This window comes from Gayadomonas joobiniege G7 (genome assembly GCF_000300815.1).
Taxonomy (GTDB): Bacteria; Pseudomonadota; Gammaproteobacteria; order Enterobacterales; family Alteromonadaceae; genus Catenovulum; species Catenovulum joobiniege.
In genome coordinates this window covers 275,870-294,154 of record NZ_AMRX01000001.1, presented here as the reverse complement: position 1 = coordinate 294,154, position 18,285 = coordinate 275,870, and the positions used below count along the sequence as shown (strand labels likewise).

At 41.9% G+C, this 18,285-nt stretch carries 12 protein-coding genes; 5 read left to right on the top strand and 7 right to left on the bottom strand.

Features of this window, described 5'->3' with window-relative positions:
• Positions 1 to 12 precede the first annotated feature (12 nt).
• A complete protein-coding gene (locus C727_RS0101445) occupies positions 13 to 1,191 on the top strand; it encodes a murein hydrolase activator EnvC family protein (protein ID WP_017443840.1) in 1,179 nt (392 codons plus the stop codon).
• Here the strand turns inward: C727_RS0101445 and amt are convergent.
• A complete protein-coding gene (gene amt / locus C727_RS0101440; RefSeq protein WP_017443839.1) occupies positions 1,188 to 4,571 on the bottom strand; it encodes an ammonium transporter in 3,384 nt (1,127 codons plus the stop codon). The genes C727_RS0101445 and amt overlap by 4 nt on opposite strands.
• 193 nt (positions 4,572 to 4,764) lie before the next feature.
• Between amt and C727_RS0101435 the strand changes: the two genes are divergently transcribed.
• The gene (locus tag C727_RS0101435) at positions 4,765 to 7,110 is read left to right on the top strand and encodes a Tex family protein (RefSeq protein ID WP_017443838.1); all 2,346 of its coding nucleotides are present in this window, start codon (positions 4,765 to 4,767) and stop codon (positions 7,108 to 7,110) included.
• Positions 7,111 to 7,120: 10 nt separating this feature from the next.
• Here the strand turns inward: C727_RS0101435 and C727_RS0101430 are convergent, their stop codons facing one another.
• Both C727_RS0101430 and pmbA read right to left on the bottom strand, forming a co-directional pair.
• Positions 7,121 to 9,364, bottom strand: a complete 2,244-nt coding sequence (locus C727_RS0101430; protein ID WP_017443837.1) for a bifunctional diguanylate cyclase/phosphodiesterase — start codon at positions 9,362 to 9,364, stop codon at positions 7,121 to 7,123.
• A 157-nt stretch (positions 9,365 to 9,521) separates the two neighbouring features.
• Positions 9,522 to 10,853: a metalloprotease PmbA gene (pmbA, locus tag C727_RS0101425; RefSeq protein ID WP_017443836.1), complete on the bottom strand. Its 1,332-nt coding sequence runs from the start codon at positions 10,851 to 10,853 to the stop codon at positions 9,522 to 9,524.
• 79 nt (positions 10,854 to 10,932) lie between these two features.
• Between pmbA and yjgA the strand changes: the two genes are divergently transcribed.
• On the top strand, positions 10,933 to 11,472 hold the full coding sequence (gene yjgA, locus C727_RS0101420) for a ribosome biogenesis factor YjgA (RefSeq protein ID WP_017443835.1): 540 nt from the start codon (positions 10,933 to 10,935) through the stop codon (positions 11,470 to 11,472).
• A 90-nt stretch (positions 11,473 to 11,562) separates the two neighbouring features.
• Here the strand turns inward: yjgA and C727_RS0101415 are convergent, their stop codons facing one another.
• Positions 11,563 to 11,928 carry a histidine triad nucleotide-binding protein gene (locus C727_RS0101415; protein WP_017443834.1) on the bottom strand — a complete coding sequence of 122 codons (366 nt, stop codon included), beginning with the start codon at positions 11,926 to 11,928 and terminating at the stop codon, positions 11,563 to 11,565.
• Positions 11,929 to 12,182: 254 nt separating this feature from the next.
• On the opposite strand from C727_RS0101415, the gene gorA reads away from it, so the two are divergent.
• A complete protein-coding gene (gorA, locus tag C727_RS0101410) occupies positions 12,183 to 13,532 on the top strand; it encodes a glutathione-disulfide reductase (RefSeq protein ID WP_017443833.1) in 1,350 nt (449 codons plus the stop codon).
• Between the two features lie 203 nt (positions 13,533 to 13,735).
• The gene (locus C727_RS0101405) at positions 13,736 to 14,653 is read left to right on the top strand and encodes a class I SAM-dependent methyltransferase (RefSeq protein ID WP_017443832.1); all 918 of its coding nucleotides are present in this window, start codon (positions 13,736 to 13,738) and stop codon (positions 14,651 to 14,653) included.
• Here C727_RS0101405 and C727_RS17775 read toward each other — a convergent pair.
• The 3 genes from C727_RS17775 to C727_RS0101390 form a co-directional block, all read right to left on the bottom strand.
• Complete coding sequence (locus C727_RS17775) at positions 14,650 to 15,408, bottom strand: NUDIX hydrolase (RefSeq protein ID WP_017443831.1); 759 nt, start codon at positions 15,406 to 15,408, stop codon at positions 14,650 to 14,652. The genes C727_RS0101405 and C727_RS17775 overlap by 4 nt on opposite strands.
• An 89-nt stretch (positions 15,409 to 15,497) precedes the next feature.
• A complete protein-coding gene (locus C727_RS0101395; RefSeq protein ID WP_017443830.1) occupies positions 15,498 to 16,454 on the bottom strand; it encodes a carbohydrate kinase family protein in 957 nt (318 codons plus the stop codon).
• A gap of 455 nt (positions 16,455 to 16,909) precedes the next feature.
• Entirely contained in the window at positions 16,910 to 18,184 is a 1,275-nt protein-coding gene (locus tag C727_RS0101390; protein WP_017443829.1) for a glycerophosphodiester phosphodiesterase family protein, read from the bottom strand.
• Positions 18,185 to 18,285 lie beyond the last annotated feature (101 nt).

The window sequence follows — 18,285 nt, the reverse complement described above, 5'->3', positions numbered from 1 at the left end:
GCACGCTTGTTGGTGAGCACCTTTAACCACTACATTAAAGGGTTATCAGCCAGCATTTTTGCTGGCTGTGTTATTTTATTTAGTGCAACTTTTAGTCTGACTGTTAGCGCTGACGAAGCAGAAGATATTGCCCGCAAAAAAGCCCAGCTAAAACAAGTTCAAGCTCGTATTGTTGAGCAGCGTGAACACATTAGTCAGCAGCAAGATCAACTCGGTGAGATAGAATCAGCGCTGAGGGAAACTGAACAAAAAGTCGCGCAAGCCGCACGGGCGTTACACCAAACTCAAATTGAAATAACTCGTACGCAGGCACAAATTAAACACCTCAAAAATCAACTCGACGATTTGTCTGCTGAGCAGCAAAAACAATTAAACATTTTAAAAAAGCAAATCCAAAGTGCCTATCAGCTTGGGGAGCAAGACTTTTTAAAAATGCTGTTAAATCAGCAAGAGGCCGGCCAAATCGAGCGCATGTTAAGTTATTACCAATATTTTAACCAGGCTCGTATCAAAGCCATTGAGGCACTCGCTGAAGTAGTCGCTCAAATAAAAGAAAAACAAAAGGTATTGAGCGAACAAGAGACGAGTTTAATCGCGTTAAAAGATCTGCAAATAGAAAAACAAACGGCGCTTAAAAACACTGAAGCAGCACAACAAACGTCGGCCAAAAAATTGCAACAGGCAATTGCCGCTGGCAGCCAACAAATCGAGCGGTTGCAAACGAACCAAAATGCTTTAAATAGAGCAATCAGCGAGTTACAGGAAGCGTTAGCTGCCATGCCTGAACAGGTTGAATTAAATGGACTGCAGCAAGTTAAAGGCCGTTTATTATGGCCAAGTGAAGGTAAAGTTGAAAATTTATTTGGCCAGCGCCGCAGTGGTCAGGTGCGTTGGAAGGGAAGCCGTATACTAGCAGACAGTGGCTCACCTGTGCGCAGTGTTTATGCCGGCCAAGTGGTGTTTGCAGATTGGTTAAACGGGTATGGTTTGGTGATTGTTGTGGATCATGGCAAAGGTTTTATGACCTTGTATGGTAATAACCAAACTGTGCTGAAAGAAGTCGGTAACAGGGTACAAACCGGCGAACCCGTTGCTCTAGCGGGACAATCGGGTGGCCAGTTACAAAGTGGCGTTTATTTTGAAATCCGTTATCAAGGCACGCCGTTAAATCCTTCGCAGTGGTGTCGCTAAGCCTTTTTATAGGATAAAGGTTCAGGTTTGTGAATATAAAAGCCTTGCAGATAGTCTATTCCTAATTTTTTAATGATGTTTTGTTTATCTTCGCTGTCTACATATTCGACTATGGTTTTGAGTGACAGTGTATGACCTATGCTATTGATTGCCTGCAACATCGCCTGATCGGTTTCACTGTCGACCAAGTCTCGGGTAAAAGCGCCGTCAATTTTTAAATAGTCTATTGGTAGACTTTTTAAATAGCTAAAAGATGATAAACCACTACCAAAATCATCTAATGCAAAACTGATGTTTTTTTGTTTCAGGCGCTCGAATATTTTTTCGGCTTTGGCTAAATTAGCAATAGCCAATGTTTCTGTCACTTCAAAAATGATATGCCTGCCATCAAGCTGATGTTCAGTTAATTGGGATTCAATAAATTGGCTTAAATCACTTTTATTGATAGATTCGCCAGACAGATTAATGCTGAGGCAGAAATTATTTTTTTGCAGTTGCTCTTGATATTGCTGCAGCCATTTAAACGTATGAGTGATCACCCATTTGTCGATTTCATACATAAGGTTGTAACGTTCCGCAGCTGGCAAAAATGCGCCAGGTGGCACTATCGAACCGTCAGCTTGACGCAAGCGAATTAAAACCTCACAAATCCAAGGTGCACCCTCTTGCAGAGGTTTTATTTTTTGATGATAAAGCTCAAAGCGATTTTCTTTTAACGCATCACGTATTTGACTGACCCAGTTGACTTGGTTGTTTCGCTGCGCTAATTGATTGTCATCATTGCGGTAAACATATATTTGATTACGGCCCGCGTCTTTCGAAGCGTAACAAGCCGTGTCTGCTTTATTTAATAATTGCTGACTATTTTTACTGTCTGCATCAATAGGAATTAAGCCTATACTGGCAGTTACTCTAAACTCTTTGTCTTGCCAGCTAAAACGAAAGCTTTCAACCTCACCCCGAATACGCTCGGCAATTTGCACACCTTTTGCAGATTGGCAGTTTTCTAATAAAATAGCAAATTCATCACCACCCAGCCTAGCTAGCGTATCGCCACTGCGAATGAGAGGCTGCAAACGGCGACTTAACTGCTTAAGAAGTTCATCACCAGCGTTGTGCCCACAAAGGTCATTAACTAACTTAAATCTATCCAAATCTATGTACATTAAAATATGCGCTTGCGCTAACTGGTTAGCCGATTCAACGAGCACTTTTAGACGTTTATCAAACTCGCTTCGGTTGACCAAACCGGTAAGCGGGTCATGGCTGGCCTGATAACTTAGTTGCCGGTTTGCAGCTTGTGTTTGGGTAACATCTTGAAAGACAATAACAGCCCCAGCTAAAGTTTTTTCACTATTGCTGATTGGAGAAATGGTCTGTCGAATCACTTTAACTTCACCATCACGGCAAAATAATAAATGATCTTGCTCACACACTAATGCTTGACCTGTTTGCAGCACTTTATTAAGTAACTGATTGTCGGCTCTTTGATCTGGCCGCTCAACAACTTGCATAATTTGATGTAATTGTTTGCCACGTGCTTTTTCGATTTCCCAACCGGTTAGCGCTTGTGCGATTGGATTCATGTATTGAACAGTGCCATTTATATTAACTCGAATAACACCATCACCAATGGACTCCAAAGTAGTATGAATACGTTCTCTTTGTTCATGAAGTTTATTTTCAACCACTTTGTAAGCAGTCATATCATTAACTAAACAAATAAAATCCGTGCCTGAATGACTGCTGGTGGTGATTAATATTTCAAGGTATTTTTTGGTACCAGAACTTAATGTCGTTCCTTCAATATCTAAATGATTTTGGCGAATAAGCAAATCATCACTTAGTTGAACTTCAACTATGCTGCCGTCAGGTTTCTTTTGTCTAACGGAAGCAAGATTGAATATTTGGCTGACGGGTAAACCAAGCGCTTGGTTTGCATCAATTTCAAAAATTTGCTGGGCTGCCGGGTTAACGCTGTGAATAATACCTCGCTCATCTAAGGTGATCACACCAGCACGAATATCTTTCACTATCGCATGCGTTTTACCCGAAGCCAGTTCAATATCGTCTAACATATGGTTAAAGTGTTCGGCAATTAACCCGACCTCAGTGTACGGCTCAACGGGCAATCTTTGTTTTATGTCGCCTTGTTTATTTAAACTTTGCAAAAAATCATATAAATCATTTTTGGCGTCATGTTCAGATAGGTTTAAACCTGACACTTCGGCTTGTGGGCTGACTCTAAATGGATAAAACTTATTTATGAGCTTAAGCAAACAATAACTTACGCCAAACGCCCAAAGTGCGCATAAGCATATGCCAGTCAATTGAACGATCAACTGATCAGCGCGTGAAATGGGCAAATCTTGAGCAAACAAAGCAACGGCTAAAGTGCCCCAGATGCCAGCGGCCAGATGAACAGGCACAGCACCTAACGCATCATCTATTTTCAATTTGCCCAATAATAGTGCACAAGCAGACATGCAGATAGCACCGATTGCACCAATAACAATGGCACTTGTTTGCGACACCATATGACAAGCTGCAGTGATAGAAACCAAGCCTGCAATTAAACCGTTAATGCCCGCAGTGCTCGGGTCGAGCATTACGTGTTTTTTTACATTGCTCAATAAATGTGCAACAGCACCACCGGCGGCGGCTGCTAATAGAGTATTTAAAACTATCTGAGGTATTTTATCATTAAATGCCAGCGTACTGCCTGCATTAAAGCCAATCCAACCAATTAAAAATAAGATAGCGCCTAATGCAGCAGCAGGTAGGTTACTGTATGCGATGGGTGTAATACGCCCGTCTTTGGTAAAGCGCCCCTGACGTGGACCTATGATTAATACAGCGGCTAAAGCAACCCAACCACCAACACTATGAACAACGGTAGAACCCGCAAAATCAATAAAACCAAGTTGGGCTAACCAACCTGTACCCAGCTCTGGTCGTAAAGCGCCAGCCCAAACCCAATGTGCGAATATTGGATAAACTAAAGCGACAATTAATAAGGTAATGATTTTATAGGCAGTAAAGCGAGTTCGTTCAGCCACAGCACCAGATACTATAGTTGCAGCGGTGGCACAAAACATGGCCTGAAACACAAAAAAGCTGATCTCGACACTTGAATAACGCTCGCCATCAAAGAAAAAACCTGTGCTGCCGAAACTACTAACCAGGCTGAAACCAAAGGTAATTGCATAACTGGATACCCACCAGACCAAAAGGGTCAATAACAAGTCGCTGATATTTTTCAGCGCAACATTCACCGCATTTTTTGAACGTGTCATCCCTGACTCCAGTAGCAAAAAACCGCCTTGCATTATTAATACTAGAATCGAGCAGACTACTAGCCAAAACACGTCAAAATTCATGAGGACTCCTGCAATTTTAAGAATTAGCTTTTATGCATAAGATATACCAGAATCTCGTAAGCATGTATAAAAAATTATTCATTCAAAAATAGAGGTGGGGGGTTAGGCTCACTTTTATTTTTTTAGTGGGTATCACTTTAATATTAAGTTAAAATCGGCGCAGCATGCAGGTAGAGCAGAAACAGGATAACTGATGACAGAGATTGAAAGTTTAATTGCCGCTGAACTGAATGTGGCATCACCACAAGTATCAGCCGCCGTCAAGCTGTTAGATGAAGGTGCCACTGTGCCTTTTATTGCCCGTTACCGAAAAGAGGTGACCGGCGGATTAGATGATAGCCAACTACGTAGTTTAGAAAGCCGTTTAGCTTATTTACGTGAATTAAACGAGCGCCGTCAGGTGATTTTAAAAACGATTCGAGAGCAAGGTAAATTAACTGACGAGCTTGCCAAAGAAATAACGGCGGTAAATAGTAAAACTGACTTAGAAGAATTATACCTGCCGTATAAACCTAAGCGCAGAACCAAAGGTCAAATTGCAATTGAAGCAGGTTTACAGCCACTTGCAGACGCTTTGTTAGCAGATTTATCACTTGATCCCGAAGTAGAAGCGCAAAAATATCTGGATGCTGATAAAGGCATTGCCGATAATAAAGCCGCACTTGAAGGTGCCCGCGCTATTATTATCGAAGCGTTAGCGGTTGATACAGGGTTATTAAAAAAAATCCGCTATTATTTAAAAAATAATGCGGCTATCGAAGCAAAAGTAGAAGCTGGTAAAGAAAAAGAAGCGTCCAAGTTTGCTGATTATTTTGAATTTTCTGAGGCCATCGATAAAATTCCTTCCCATCGAGCGTTGGCGATTTTACGTGGCCGCAATGAGGGTTTTTTAAAACTTAAACTAAACCCAGAGCCGGGCAAAGACGAAAGTGAACAAAATAGTCTCATTGAGCAGATGATCGCCGAACATATGGCTATTCGTTGGCAAGGTAAGGCTGGCGAAGCCTATATGCGACAAGTTATCAGTTGGGCATGGCGGGTTAAGATCATGCTGCATATGGAAACTGAGCTATTTGCCGAAATGCGCGAAAAGGCCGAATTAGATGCCATTAAAGTATTTGCATCTAACCTTAAAGACCTATTAATGGCGGCGCCGGCAGGTGCTAAAGTGACTATGGGGCTAGATCCGGGTATTCGCACTGGCGTTAAAGTGGCTATTGTTGATCAAACGGGCAAGTTATTGGCTACTTCGACCATCTTCCCACATCCCCCGCAAAATGCGTGGGATAAAAGTAAACGCACTCTGGCTAACTTAATTCGTCAACATAAAGTGAGTTTAATTAGTATTGGTAATGGCACAGGTTCGCGTGAAACAGACAAGCTGGTTGCTGAGCTAATGAAAGAAGAAGCTGAGCTTAAACTGAGCAAAATAATGGTTAGCGAAGCAGGTGCATCGGTTTATTCTGCGTCTGAATTTGCGGCTAAAGAGTTTCCTGATTTAGATGTTTCTTTGCGAGGTGCGGTTTCTATTGCCCGCCGGTTACAAGATCCCTTGGCTGAATTGGTTAAAATTGAACCTAAATCTATTGGTGTTGGCCAATATCAACATGATGTCAGTCAAGTAAATTTGAGCAAAGCATTAGACTCTGTTATCGAAGACTGTGTAAATGCAGTTGGGGTCGATTTAAACACAGCTTCCGTGCCCCTGCTTGAGAGAGTTTCCGGGTTATCTAAATCGATTGCGGCGAATGTGGTTGCATTTAGAGATGAAAACGGTGGTTTTAAAAACCGTGCTGAATTGAAAAAAGTGAGCCGGTTAGGGCCAAAAGCTTTTGAACAATGCGCTGGCTTTTTAAAGATCGCAGAAGGTGATAATCCGTTGGATGCTTCGGCAGTCCACCCAGAAGCCTACCCAGTGGTCGAAAAAATATTAAAAGCCAATGAGCTGGACATTAAATCTTTAATTGGACAAAGCAGCCGCATTCGACAAATAAATGCAAAGGATTTTATTGACGACAAGTTTGGTTTACCAACCGTTAAAGATATCTTGCAAGAGTTAGAAAAACCGGGCCGCGACCCACGTCCAGAATTTAAAACGGCTCAGTTCAAAGAAGGCGTTGAAAAGATTGATGATCTCAAACCTGGTATGAAATTAGAAGGCGTAGTGACTAATGTGGCAAACTTTGGCGCTTTTGTTGATATTGGGGTACATCAAGACGGTTTAGTGCATATTTCTGCGATGTCAGATACTTTTATAGATGATCCTCGAAAAGTAGTTAAAGCCGGAGATATTGTTAAAGTAACAGTGTTAGAGGTTGATGCGCCCCGTAAACGTATTGGTCTAAGCATGAAATCAGATGCCAGTGCGCAGGCTATGAATCAAACGGCTAGTCATAATAAAGGTGTAGGCAAGCGATCAGCACCGGCAAGTAAAAACAATCGTAAAAGTGCGCCGCAAGGCAAAAAGCCGCAACCCGCCAATGCCATGATGGGCAATGCTTTTGCAGAGGCATTTGCTAAAGCTAAAAAAGGTCAATAAAAAAGGGGAGTTATTTTTTTGCTTGGTCTGTCAGCATTTTTATGAAAGTGCCGGCATCAACGGGCGGACACAATAAATAACCTTGCATTGCTGTCACTTGTTTTTGCGCCAATAACTCTTGTTGTTGGCGCGTCTCTATGCCTTCCGCCACTATGTGTAAACCTAAACTTTTTCCTAGATCGATAATAGTGTTAACTATCTTTTCTCCACGCTCGCTAAGCGCCATACGTTCCACAAAATGACGGTCGATCTTTATTTCATCGACAGGCAGCTTTTCTAAATAGTTAAGTGAAGAATAACCAGTGCCAAAATCATCAATTGATAATTTAAAACCTTTGACAGCGAGACGCCGAAACTGCTCTATTGTTTGCACTAAATTAGATGCAAGCACACTTTCTGTGAGCTCTAGCGTAAAGTTATTGGCCTCTAGTTGATGGCTATGCAGTAAACTGACTAAATTATCGATTAACTTTTTATCGGTAAAGTCGTATGCACTTAAATTGACCGACAAAGAAAATTGTTTAGGTTGAATATCCAGCTCTTGGGCGGTTTTAAATAACAAACAGGCATCGGCAAAAACTTTTAAGTCGATTGAGCTGATAAAACCCATTTTTTCGGCAAAGGGTAAAAACTCATCGGGTGATATTTTTCCTTTTTCTGGGTGATGCCAGCGGACCAAAGCTTCAGCCCCTATTATTAGACCAGCGGGACTCATTTGTGGCTGAAAATGGGCGGCTAATTGACCGTTTTGCAAAGCTAACAATAACTCACTTTCGAGTGCTAGATTGCGGTTTAGTTTGTTTTTAAGGGCCGGATTAAAAATCACATATTGACTGTTGGTGCGGGCTTTACACTCAAACATGGCTGAATGTGCCTGCTGCAAAACCTCATCGAGTGAAAGCTGATTATTAAAAATACAAATACCAATACTAGCCGACACTTTAAACTGATGTGGATATAGATCGATTTTATCTTCTAAAGTTTTGTGTAACTTAATTGTTTTGCGGCGGCAGGTCCTTAACAAATTGATTTGAGAGCTAAATGGGCGACGAATTAAAATGGCAAATTCATCACCCGAAAAACGGGCCAGCAGGCTCATTTCAGTTGTTTTTTGTTTAAACCTTTTAGCGACAACTTTTAAAATTTCATCGCCCGCCACATAACCAAGTGCATCGTTAATACGTTTAAAGTTATTTAAGTTAATAATAAGTAAAGCAGAATATTCAGCAAACTCGAGGTTCTTTAATACCCAAGCTAAGCGTTTTTTTAATAAATTACGATTTGCCAAACTGGTTAATTCATCATAATAAGCGCGCTGTTTAAGCTTTTGTTCGGCTTGATTGCGCGCACTGGTATCACGAATTAATAACATCACTTTATCCGCTTGGTTGTCACCAGACCAACTTACCGGCGCGATTCTGGCTTCGTAATAATATTTAGTGTTCTGGTAACAATAACAATAATCGAGAGAGGTGATTTGTTTAGTGCTGAGCGCTTCGTAAATCTTAAATTGTATTTTACGGCCTGTTTTTTCATTAACGTAAGAATCCAGTCGGGTATGAATTAAAGATTCAGGTACAGCTAACGGGATATGTCCAAACGCATCATAAATGACGGTATGGCGGTCGCAAATCAACACGGCATCAGGCAAAATTTTGCCATAAGTTTCTAGCTGGCTATGGCTACGCTGAATCGCTTGAATCAGGTTTTTTTGTTGTTTTTCGTCATTCCAACGGCAAATAGCAATGCAGCAAAATGATGAAAACCGCTGAATTAACGAATATTTATCTGCACTGGGTGTGACTGAGGTTGAATGATACACCGCAAAGCTACCCATGATTTCATTCAGTGAATTTAAAATTGGAATAGACCAGCAAGAGCGTAACCCATATGGCTCAGCCAAAGGTTTAGCAATTGCCCATCTAGGATCTGTGGTGATATCACTGACAAGCACAGGAAACTTTAAAAACATAGCTGTGCCACATGAACCAACTTTTTCTCCGATTGGAATGCCAATCAGTGAAGCCGAGTAGTCTTTCGGTAAAGCCGCACTATAGCTGTTAATAATGCGCTGACCATCCGTTAATACAACAGAACTGATCGCTGCTTCTTCTACCAATAAACTGTCTAGGAGCTGGCAAATGTGCTGCAAAACTTTATCGAGATCTATACCCGAAGCAATCATTTCAAGCACTTCACGCTGCGCATCGAGAATTTTAGAGTACCATAAACTCAAGGCATGAGACGCTGCCATATATCACCCATCTATATTCGTTCAGTTTGCCCTTAGCTACGACATAAAGGGGGAGAAGGAAAGCCACTTAAAGTTATAATTTTGAATGAGGTTCTTGCTTAAAGCTAGTGCTTAACGCCGTGAGCGTCAAGCACTAACTATCGTTCTAAACAGCCATTTAATTGCCGGCGACTGTCATTTCGTCAACCAGCACAGAGCCGCATTGAATGGCACCTCGTTTTTCAACATCTGAGCCTACCGCTCTGATATTTTTGAACATATTTTTTAGTTGGCCAGCGATAGTGATCTCGTCAACCGGATATTGAATCTGACCATTTTCAACCCAAAAACCAGCTGCGCCTCGAGAGTAGTCACCTGTGACCAAGTTCACACCTTGTCCCATCATTTCGGTGACTAAAAGGCCTGTATCTAGTTGTTTCAGCATATCATCAAACTGGCCGGCATTCGCACCCACAAGCCAATTATGAATGCCACCTGCATGACCAGTCGATTGTAATTTTAGTTTGCGTGCAGCATACGAATTTAATAACCAAGTGTTTAATACACCAGAGCTAATAATCTCTTTTTGTTGAGTGGCAACACCTTCAGAATCGAAAGCTCGGCTGGATAAACCTTGTTTTATAAAAGGATCTTCTTGGATATTTAACCAATCCGGGAAAACTTGAGTATTCAGGGCATCTAATAAAAAGGTTGATTTTCGGTAAAGGTTGCCACCACTGATTGCGCCAATAAAGTGACCAAATAAGCTACTGGCAATTTGATTGTTAAATAAAACAGGTACTTTAGCCGTTTTTATTTTGCGGCTGTGCAGCCTTGAAACAGCTTCTTTTGCAGCTTCTACACCAACGTTTTCGGCACTGTTTAAATGGGCAAAGTTACGGCTCACGGTATAGGCATAATCGCGTTGCATATCCTCTTTATCTTGGGCAATGAGTGAGCAGCTTAAGCTATGCCGCGAGCTAGGATAAGCGGCAATGAGGCCTTGGCTGTTGCCATACACCTTAAACCCCTGATGCGACGAAAAAGAAGCGCCATCGCTGTTTTTTATTCGTGAGTCAAAATCTAGCCCAGATTGCTCACACGCCATTACCAAATCAATGGCTTGCTGATTAGACAGGCTTGATGGGTGATGCAGATCTAGATCGGGAATTTTATCTGCGTTGATCAAAAGTTCGGCATCTGCCGGGCCTGAAAACGGATCTTCGGAGGTATAGCGCGCAATATTACAAGCAGCTTCGACCGTTTCTCTGAGTGCTTGAGCAGATAAATCAGAAGTAGAGGCATTGCCTTTGCGCTGACCAAACCATACCGCAATGCCTAACGCACCACCACGATCATACTCAATGGTTTCTACCTCTTGCATGCGGCAGTTTAATGAGAGACCTTGCTGTTTAGAAATAGAGACCTCAGTGGCACTTGCGCCTAACTGTTTGGCATAGGCAAGGGCATCCGCGACCGCCTGTTTTACTTGATTCATTTCTTCTATCATAGCGCACTCTTAACAATACAAAATCAATGGAATAGTGTACCATAGATTGTTATGAGTGTTACGACAGGTAGATGAAAGAATGAGTAAATATGACTGGCAGGATCCAAATGATCCGGTTGATGATGAAGAAATAATTTATGTCAGCAAGTCTGAACTCAAACGAGATTCACAAGAAATGCAGCAGCTGGCCGATGATATTTTGGCGCTGTCGCCGGTAAATTTAGCCAAATTACCGCTGGATGATGAATTAGACAAAGCGATTCAAGTTGCCGTTAAAATCCGCAATAAACCGGCAGCATTTCGCCGCCAAATTAATTTTATTGGTAAATTATTGCGCCATCGTGATGCTGAGCCGATTCAAATGGCTATGGCAAAAGTTAAAAACCAGCATTTGTTGGTTAATCAGCATTTTCACCAGCTGGAAACTTTGCGTGATCGCATCATAGAGCAAGGGGATACAGCCATTAATGAAGCTGTGTCTGCATACCCTCAATTAGAACGCAGTAAATTAAGGCAGCTTGCCCGTCAAGCTAAAAAAGAACAGCAAAAAGAGCAATCACCTAAATCAGCTCGTCAGATCTTCCAATATTTAAAAGAATCTATCCCTCAAGAAGACTAGCGGCCGAACGGTTAAATTAAGATGATTTAACCGCTCGAGTCTAGCGAGCGGATAAATTTAGTAAAAACAACTGGTCACTAAGGTAAACGCTTAAATTTGTTTAACTTTGTCAGAGTAAGGCGGCCAGCCTAAAGTTTTGCCGGCTAACATATGAAGATGAATATGGTAAACAGATTGTCCGCCGTCTTTATTGCAATTCATGACAACTCGGTAACCATTTTCGGCAACCCCTTGCTGTTTAGCGATCTCGGCAGCGGCTAAATAGAGTTGGCCTATTAATTGAGCATCTTCCGGCTGAATGTCATTGATGGTTGCAATCGCCTTTTTAGGAATAATTAAACAGTGAAATGGCGCTTGTGGGCTAATGTCATTAAACGCAAGTACTTCATCGGTTTCGTAAATAATATCAGCCGGTATTTCTTTTTTGATGATTTTGTCAAAAATAGTGTCTGCCATACGTCGGTCTCCTCTTTAATAGGGAAAGGCGATTAAAATAATCTGATAAACAAATTACACACATTAAAGATCTTTAGCTAAGATAGTATGCGAAAGGCTGTCATAGAGTCCAGTTTTGTAAAGATGTAATTATCCGGCTATAAAAACAAACGCCGTCCGCGCTGTCTGGAAAATTCAGCTTGTCTGATATCTACATATAAAATATCGGAAACCACAAACTTATAAATCAATAAATTATTTTAAAAGGAAACATTATGACCCAGCATTTTGATTTTATCGCTATTGGTGGTGGTAGCGGTGGTATTGCCAGCGCCAACCGAGCCGCCCGTTTGGGTAAAAAAGCGGCTGTCATCGAAGCCAAGTACATTGGTGGAACCTGTGTAAACGTAGGCTGTGTGCCCAAAAAAGCCATGTGGTATGCCGGACAAATTGCCGATGCTATGACCTACGCGGCTGATTATGGTTTTAATATAGAAAAAAAAGGGCTTGATTGGGCAACCTTAGTAAAAAACCGCAGTGCTTATATTGAGCGTATTCATGCGTCATACAATCGTGGTTTTGCCAACAATGGGGTGACTGTCATCGAAGGGTTTGGCAAATTTAAAGATAAAAATACTGTGGTTGTTGATGGCCAAGAATATACGGCAGACCACATTGTTATTGCAACTGGCGGACGACCTAGTGTTCCAAGTATCCCAGGTGCAGAATATGGTATTACTTCAGATGGCTTTTTTGAACTGACTTCGCAGCCACAGCGGGTTGCTGTTGTCGGGGCGGGTTATATCGCTGTCGAATTGGCCGGCGTGATGCATGCATTAGGGTCAGAAACTCACTTGTTAGTGCGTAAACATAAACCTTTACGCGAATTTGACGACATGATGGCGGATACTTTGGTTGAAGTTATGAAAGAAGATGGGCCTGAATTGCATACTGAATTTAGCCCATCTGAAGTGGTTAAAAATGAAGATGGCAGTTTAACTGTTAAAGCACAAGATGGTCGCGAATTACCGCCGGTGGATTGTTTAATTTGGGCAATTGGACGCGCGCCAGCAACTGATAACTTAAATTTAGAAGTCACTGGCGTTGAGCTGAACGATCGTGGTTTTATTGTGACTGACGAATATCAAAATACTAGTGTGGACGGCATTTACGCTGTTGGTGATAACACAGGTCGGGCTGCGCTAACACCAGTAGCTGTCGCTGCGGGTAGACGTTTATGCGAACGTTTGTTTAATGGCAAAACTGAACTTAAATTAGATTATGAAAATATTGCGACTGTTGTATTTAGTCACCCACCAATAGGTACGGTTGGTTTAACTGAAAAACAAGCGGTTGATCAGTATGGTCAAGAAAACATAAAAGTGTATACCTCACAGTTTACCGCGCTTTATCAAGCAATGACACAGCATAGACAACCGACAAAAATGAAGCTGATTTGTCTAGGCGAAGAAGAAAAAATCATAGGTATTCATAGCATAGGCTTCGGTTCAGATGAGTTATTGCAAGGGTTTGCAGTGGCGCTAAAAATGGGTGCAACCAAAGCTGATTTTGATAATACAGTGGCAATTCATCCAACCAGTGCAGAAGAGTTCGTGACCATGTAAGGGGTTTGCAAACCTGGTTGCAGCGGCCAAGGTGCATAAATTTAAACCACTTAAGTTGTTTTTGCTTAAGTGGTTTTTATTTGTTTGGCTAACCGTTGTTATAAGCTAACTTTAATGTCACAGAAATTTTTGAATAGCGACTTTAAGCTTATAAGGTTTAATCGGTTATACTGAGCAGCATTTTTCTGCCTAATATTTTGTTTATGTTAAAACACCTCTTTTTACCCGACACACTAGAAACACAAAGACTTTTTCATGGCCGCGGCCACGCTTATCCAGGTTTAGAACATATCTGTATTGATTGGTTTGCGCCTGTCGTTTTGATTACCGCCTATAAAGAGATAGAGGCGGAGTTACTTGCTCAACTGGTAGCATTTTATCAGCAGTCACCGCGCGTTGAGTCTATTCAGTTGCAGCAAAGATACCAGCGCCAAGCGCCTGTTAGTGTGTTGGCGGGTGCCGAGGTCAACGAATTGGTATTGCTTGAAAATGGCTTAAAATATCATGCCACTTTGGGCCGTTCGCAAAATCACGGTTTATTTTTAGATATGCTTAACGGGCGTGATTGGGTGCGCGATAATAGCAAAAATAAACGTGTATTAAATTTATTTGCTTACACTTGTGCGTTTTCGGTTGCGGCTCAAGCGGGTGGCGCGCAAAAAGTGGTTAATCTTGATATGAGCAAAGCGGCACTGAGGCGTGGCCGCGAGAACCATAATTTAAACGGGCAGCCTACGGATAACATTCAGTTTGAAGCTCTGGACTTATTTAAGTCTTTTGGCCGGGTACGTAAATACGGGCCTTACGACTTAATTATTTGTGATCCCCCCGCTTTTCAAAAAGGCAGTGTCAATATTGCGCGTGATTATAAAAAAATTATTCGCCGCTTGCCTGAATTTGCGGCCGATCAGGCACTGGTGATGTTATGTTTAAACGCGCCAGATTTGGATCAGGCTTTTTTGCGGCAAACTGTTGCTGATAATTGCCAACAGTGTGAATATTTAGCTGACCTATCGGCCCCTGAGGTGTTTAAAGAGGCCATTAAAGGTAAAGGGCTTAAAATACAAATTTACCGCTATCATGCCCCTGCACCCTCGACTCAGGCAGAGACTGCCGATTAATCAGCGATAATAAAAAGATCACGGCGCTGCACGCCTTGTTCTTGGCTGGGTACGCTTGCGGTCAGTTTAAGGCCGGGATTGTGCGCCAAATTATTTTTAATCGTTTTAACCAAGTCGCGAACAAATTCACTTTGTTCGCTATCTTGAATAAATTCATCAATATCTAACCAACGAACTTCGGCAATTTCGTTCGGATCTTGTATTTGCGTGTTTTGTGTTTTGGCCTCAAGCTGGCAAACAAAGTATAAATTAGACTTACCGTATCTATAGGGGTGTTTATGAATAAAACCTAATACCCTGTTAAACTCAGCCTTAATGCCGGTTTCTTCAAACACTTCGCGCTCAGCCGCTATATGTATATCTTCACCAAGTTCAACATGACCGCCGGGCAGTTTAAAACCTCGGTACTGACCAAAGTTGTCGCGGACCATTAAGATCTGGTTTTTATCATTTATGACCACAGCGCCGGCACCCACAGTATGGGTTGGCGAAAATGGTGCATAGGCATCGGCTTGCAAACGGTAAATCAGGGTGATTTGATCGGGTAAACAATTATGGTACTCAAACCCTAATTTGATGCAGTCGGGGACAAAGTCGGCTTGTTCAGCGGCTAGAGTTAGCCACACGACTTTTTTATTAGCTGCGCCAAACTCAGCTAACAGGGTTTTTAAATGGCTGGTAAAGTCACTTGAATAAAACTCAGTGTTAATATTTAAGTGTACACCAGCAAATTGATTAAATTGGTAGTTGAACAAATAAACCCCCAAGGCAAAAGACAAATCATAACATAGGGGGCTCTTTTATTTCACATACCAAGTTTATTTAACATACCAAGGTACTGCGGCTAGTTTTTGTTCAGCTCTTTTTTTGTCTTGGCAATGCTTTGATAGTCTGACAGGCCCGTCATGGGTCCTAGATGTTCACAAACAATGCCACTGACTTTATTGGCAAAGAGTACATAATCGGCAATAGTGTCAAAGTCACAATCTGGCTGCTTAGCAAGCTGATACAAAAGCGCGCCGATAAATGAATCACCCGCGCCGGTCGTATCAATAGGTTTGATTTTATAGGCGGGAATCATCGCTTGCTGCTGTTGGGTGGATAAATAACAGCCTTTAGGCCCTAGAGTGACTGTGATAATTTTTGCCCCTAAATCGTGTAGATATTGGCAGCCATCAGCCAGATCTTGTTTGCCTGTTAATAAAGTCAATTCTTCATCACTGACTTTTACCAGTTTGGCATGGCGAATAAACTGCAAACTACGCTCAACAAACTCTTGCTCACGGTCTGGCCACAAGTCAATTCGGTAATTCGGATCAAAACAAACGGGTACATCGCATTCGATAGCAGCGCGTAGTGCCTGCTGATAGGTTTGGTACAGTTCATCACCTAACAGTGCCGTCGCCGAGCCTAAATGCAAAATGCTGCAACCTTGCATTATATTTTTAACTTGTTTATCGGACAGTTGATATTGGCCATCGGCACCGCGATTAAAAACAAATTCACGTTCTCCATCGGCAGCGAGCGAGATAAAAGCTAAGGTTGTTGGGGTTGGGAGTTGGACCACTAAGCTGGTATCCACTTGACGTGTTTGTAGGGCCTCTATCAAGCTATCACCAAAAGGGTCTTTGCCAACCGCTCCTGCAAATTGGCTTTGTCCGCCCAGCTTAGCAATACAAGCGGCAACATTGGCTGGTGCCCCGCCGGTTTTTTTTAAAAAATGCACTGAGTCTTTCATTGGGGTTTGCTGATCGGTGCAAACAAAATCAATTAATAATTCTCCTATACAAACCACGTTCATATTTTGGGGCTCCAACAAGTAAATGAGTCGTTTATTAAATTAAAGGTTTAAATGGTTATTTAGCTAAAGTGTAGTTGCAAATATGTAGTAGGGAAACTCCTATTTTTTTAACATAGGTGGCAATATGAAAACCATGAGGGTATCCACTAGGTTGAGTGATCACTTGATTGCTAGCCACCTTGTATTTGGTTTCGGCCGCTCAGGTGCCAGCGGATAGGAGGGCTGATTAACGCTGGTGCGATCACCGAAATATAATAAATAATATGCGTAATTAAACCCTAAGATAAAATTGAAATGACAGTGATCACTATTCAATTGAAGAGGCGAGACTTGAATCTCACCTCCAAATCGACGGACGGGCCTTCGTTAAAAATTTGTTTCAGCACATCAAATACCAAAAATTTAGCCTAGCATAAGAATAGCCGAAGCAACTAAATTAAAACGGGTGGCTTATTCTACAAACCCATGCAGTTGGCATAGTAGGTTGTAGTTGCCGGCCAGTCTGAAAAAACACCTAATACTTCAACGTCTTTTGCCAGCACATCCAAGAGCTCGTAAACCACACCTTCGTTGTCAGTCACTTCGGCAATGCTTTGATAATACCAGCCACCGCCTTGGTTAAGTTGACCAGAGCGCTCTAGCGACCAAGCAATAATTTTTAAACCTGCGGCTTTTGCCGCTTTAGCATATTCTGACGGGACAATTTTATCGTTTTCAACCGCCACTAATACCCATAATGGTGGTGCAATAATTTGCACACCTTTTGCTTTTAGTTCTGTCATTGACGGGCTAAACGAATTTAGGTTTTGTGGGTCAAAACCATCAATGCCGTATCTGTCATCTAAATAAACGGCTTGTTGACCAAAGTCACTTACAGTGTTCACCCAGTATTCTACATCGGCTAAATTAAACGACTGCGGAAAAACTTTATTTGCTGAAACACCGGCTTCGACATATTCATCGATCATTTTTTGTGCATAGTCTTGCTGACTCATACCATCAAATGGCATCTCCACTTGCGGTGACTTTAGCTCAGGCGTCATTTTTACACCGGCATTTTTAAATAATTCGATGCTTTCTTTGTGGGTCATTAAGGTGGCACAGCTTGAGTGTAAATCAGTGCGCCAGTTTGCAGTCCCGTTCATATATTCTTCAGCGGTGGTCGCGTTTACATTTGCACCATCCATTTTGCCGCATAAAGATTTAAATTCGGCGAGTGTTATATCGCTTGTGCAGCATAGTGCTGAAGCGGTTACCCCATTGTCTGGATCTGCTGGGGTAAAACCTGAGCTACATTTGTTAGCGAGCTCTGGGCGACCTAAAATGTCCGTCGTGGTATGTAAGTCGCACTGAGCATGGCGGCAAACCAGTTCTTTGTCTTTGGTGAAAGTGACATCACATTCAACTATCCCTGCCCCTGAGTCAATAGCCGCCTGATACGCCTCTTGGGTATGTTCAGGAAACATTAAGGAAGCACCGCGGTGGCCAATGCTCCAATCGGTGCGATAAAAATGTTGGTCTTTGCACTGAGCCAGCTGATTTTTAAGCGCACCATCTTCCATTTGTTCAACTAAAAACAAAGGTCGTGGACCTATGTGGGCAACAGCGTTATCCGGTTTTGCTTGTGAGTTTGCATCAGACTCTGTATTAATATCTAAACTACAGGCCGCGAGAGCAAATATAAAAAGACCGCTGGTGAATAGATTAAGTTTGCGTTTTAGTGTTTTCATTGTTCCTTCCCGTTTGGTTTATATGAAATAAATTGCTCAAAAAACATACAAAAAGTAAATGAAAAATAAAAAACGCTTTAATGACAAAACAATGACGTCAT